Origin of the sequence: Staphylococcus sp. HMSC072H03 (genome assembly GCF_001809305.1) — a bacterium.
In the GTDB taxonomy this organism is placed as follows: Bacteria; Bacillota; Bacilli; order Staphylococcales; family Staphylococcaceae; genus Staphylococcus; species Staphylococcus hominis.
In genome coordinates this window covers 1-3,440 of the sequence record NZ_KV796902.1, presented here as the reverse complement: position 1 = coordinate 3,440, position 3,440 = coordinate 1, and the positions used below count along the sequence as shown (strand labels likewise).

Below are 3,440 nucleotides of genomic sequence, written 5' to 3'. Positions count from 1 at the left end.
CGTAATAAATGACAAATCAAATATATATTATCCCAATGATGTATATCAACTACATCACTATCACACTATCTAGGAGACAATGATATGAAAACAACCACTCAAGAACTCAAACAATATATAACTCGTCTCTTCCAACTATCTAACAATGAAACATGGGAATGTGAAGCGTTAGAAGACGCAGCAGAAAATATACTTCCTACTCGCTTTGTAGACCATACCCCACTTGCGCATCTTACACTTGAAACTTATACCTACTATAACGATGAACTACATGAGCTAAGTATCTATCCATTTCTAATGTACGCCAATAACCAACTCATCAGCATTGGTTATTTGGATCATTTTGATATGGACTTTCTCTACCTCACTGATACTAAAAATACAATTATTGATGAACGTCATTTACTAAGAGAAGGAGGACTCACCATGAATAATTGGATCAAAGTGGCACAAATATCTGTTACAGTCATTAACGAAGGGATTGACATCATGAAAGAAAAGCAAAATGGAAAAAAATAGTATGAAAATCAATCGATACATCACAAGAGGCATTAATGAACACCTATCTCTAGACCTTCAAATCTTACTTTAAAATATGATAAAAGAAAGGGATAATCAACCTAATACAGATTACCTACACATTTTTAGACTGCAAGAAGATGAAAATATACTCACAATCACACATGAACAAGAACAACCCGCATACAAATTGGAATATCACTATACAAACTATGTAAAATATCAAAATGCATTACCTAAGAAAGTCTACGTCATTCGTGAAGATGATGTAGACGCTTTTTATTATGTGATACTTTTACCAGAAGAATACTAAAGGAAGTGACGATGATGAATACAATCAAAAGTACGATATACACAGAAGCGATATTTAGCGATGATGAACAACACCGCTACTTACTCAAGAAAACATGGAATGAAAAGAAACCCGCTTGTACAGTAATCACCATGTATCCTCATTTAGATAGTGTATTATCACTCGATCTTACAACTGTTCTCATCTTCAAACAATTAGTAAATTCTGAACAATATGGCGCTGTTTATCTCGTTAATCTTTTCTCTAATATTAAAACACCTATGAGTATAAAGCATCTCAAAGATAAAGATAAAGAACCATATGATAAACACACGGACATACATTTAATGAAAGCAATTAGTGAAAGTGACACAGTGATTCTAGCTTATGGTGCTTATGCGAAACGACCTGTTGTCGTCGAACGTGTTGAGCAAGTGATGGAAATGTTGAAGCCTCACAAAAAGAAAATTAAAAAGCTTATAAACCCAGCAACAAATGAAATTATGCATCCACTTAACCCTAAAGCACGTCAAAAATGGACTTTGAAATAAAAGGAGGATTATCTATGAACCATGAAACCACACACTCAGACTGGCGAACGGTTGCTAATTGCTTAGCATCGCAAAATTATATTTCAATTGTAAAAGGACTAGTACATCATTTCGCAGCAATTAAAGATGAGGAAATATTGGATAAAATCTATGATGATTTTATGGATGATGACTCTATAACAACGGTACTTAATAATGATTTACAGACAATTATTAACCATTATCTATTAAAATGAAAACTATATTCTAATAAAACTAGAGCATCTTTCACTTAGCGGTGAGGGATGCTCTATTATTTATTTTTTATTGTTACTATTGACGTATTTATTCTTAATACAAACAAATGTGAGAATTTTATAGGTTTCATAGTAAGAGTAATAAATCGAGAATAACAAGAAAATGAGAATTAGTATGTGATGAATTGTTAAAATAAAGTGTTCACAGTGAATGATGACTTATTGGTTATTTATATTTATAATGCAAATATATAAGAAAATCTTGGGAGTGGAATTATGAAACTAAGAGCATTAGAGTATAGTGATTTACTTTTTGTTCATGAATTAAATAATGAATATTCTATTATGTCTTATTGGTTTGAAGAACCGTATGAATCCTTAACGGAACTTCAATATTTATTTGATAAGCATTTATTAGATGAATCAGAGAGACGTTTTATTGTTGAAGATGAAAATCAAGTCGTAGGTATTGTTGAATTAGTAGAAATTAATTACATCCATCGTAATTGTGAAATACAAATAATTATTAAACCTGAGTTCAGTGGTAAAGGTTATGCAAAATTCGCATTCGAAAAAGCGATAAATTATGCATTCGATATATTAAACATGCACAAAATTTATCTATATGTTGATACAGATAACAAAAAAGCTGTGCATATATACGAGTCACAAGGATTTAAAACAGAAGGATTACTCAAAGAGCAATTCTATACTAAAGGTAAATATAAAGATGCCTATTTTATGGCATTATTGAAATCTGAATATATTTTGTAGCATAAAAAATAACTCATATATTCACTTAGGTGGGTTCAAACCTAAATTACTTCTAATAAAATTGAATGGGCTTCACTCGAATGTCCGTAAGAGGAATAAATAAAGTTAAAAGAGAATTGGGATTTGTATGAACGGCACTCAATATGAGAAAAGTAGTAGCTCAACCAGCTGAAAATAATCAAAAAATTTATAAAAAAGACAATTTCTATATTAATTTGATAGAAATTGTCTTTTTTATTTATTCAAAAACTTTATGTCTTGGGCTCGCTTTCATAATATTATCTCTATTTAATATTTTACATAATAGATTTTTATCAGTATCAAACAAACATTTTTTGTAAGAGTCCTTGTTTGCGTTGTTTTAAACAATCAATTTTCTTAGATTGATTTTCAATTAATTTATCTATTTTAACTAAAAAATCTCCAATTTTTTTCTGTTCTTCTAAACAAGGAATTTCAGTTTCATAATTTAAAAAATCTTCAGGTTTAACCGCCATTCTCTCATATACTGTACCTTCTTCATATTTTCTAACTCGGTTTATAAAATCATTTCTAGTAACTAGTAATTCAATAAATAATGGAGAATATCCATTGTTAACCTCAAAAGTAATATAAATAGGTGAAAAAATTACTGAACCAATACGATTTCTAGTAATTACTCCAAACTTCAAATTCGCTGGATTATAGCAAATGTCATTCATTATAGTAACTTTATATTTTTTACTTTTATCTTTTACTAAAAAGTCTCTATTATACCTATCAGACTTTAACGTGATACCACTAGTTGATAATGTGGCGTGTGGGTAGTTCTCTGTTTTACTAGCATATTCTTTTCTTTCACTTAAAATATCTTTTAATTTTACTACTGCCCAATTAGGATAATCATTTCCATTGTCATCTTTAAATCTTAACTCTTGAGAAAAAATCTTTTGCATATAGCCTTTCTTTTGTTGCTCTAATAATTCTAACTTCTTCTCTTCCAATTCGATTTGTTGGTCGAGTTTGCTAAAGAAATCACCTATTTTCTTTTGTTCAACCATATTAGTAGGAAGATAAAAATTTAATTTT

Annotated in this window: 4 protein-coding genes and 3 pseudogenes; 6 read left to right on the top strand and 1 reads right to left on the bottom strand. The window is 29.7% G+C overall.

All coding sequences use genetic code 11. From position 1 onward, the window contains the following. Positions 1 to 84: 84 nt before the first annotated feature. From HMPREF2578_RS08665 to HMPREF2578_RS11060, 6 genes and pseudogenes are all read left to right on the top strand, one after another. Positions 85 to 420: pseudogene (locus tag HMPREF2578_RS08665) on the top strand (SAUGI family uracil-DNA glycosylase inhibitor); the annotation flags it as partial. A 100-nt stretch (positions 421 to 520) separates the two neighbouring features. Then, positions 521 to 832, top strand: a pseudogene (locus HMPREF2578_RS10915) (DUF960 family protein). Between the two features lie 14 nt (positions 833 to 846). After that, entirely contained in the window at positions 847 to 1,362 is a 516-nt protein-coding gene (locus HMPREF2578_RS08660) for a DUF1643 domain-containing protein (RefSeq protein ID WP_070508390.1), read from the top strand. 14 nt (positions 1,363 to 1,376) lie between these two features. Beyond that, on the top strand, positions 1,377 to 1,598 hold the full coding sequence (locus tag HMPREF2578_RS08655) for a hypothetical protein (protein WP_070508389.1): 222 nt from the start codon (positions 1,377 to 1,379) through the stop codon (positions 1,596 to 1,598). Between the two features lie 276 nt (positions 1,599 to 1,874). Beyond that, positions 1,875 to 2,372, top strand: coding sequence for a GNAT family N-acetyltransferase (locus HMPREF2578_RS08650; RefSeq protein ID WP_070508388.1), 498 nt, complete (start codon positions 1,875 to 1,877; stop codon positions 2,370 to 2,372). A gap of 65 nt (positions 2,373 to 2,437) precedes the next feature. Then, positions 2,438 to 2,713: pseudogene (locus HMPREF2578_RS11060) on the top strand (hypothetical protein); the annotation flags it as partial. On the opposite strand, the gene HMPREF2578_RS08645 reads toward HMPREF2578_RS11060, so the two are convergent. Further along, the coding region (locus HMPREF2578_RS08645) for a restriction endonuclease subunit S (RefSeq protein ID WP_176743750.1) at positions 2,693 to 3,440 on the bottom strand (748 nt) is incomplete at its 5' end. The pseudogene HMPREF2578_RS11060 and the gene HMPREF2578_RS08645 sit on opposite strands and share 21 nt — an antisense overlap.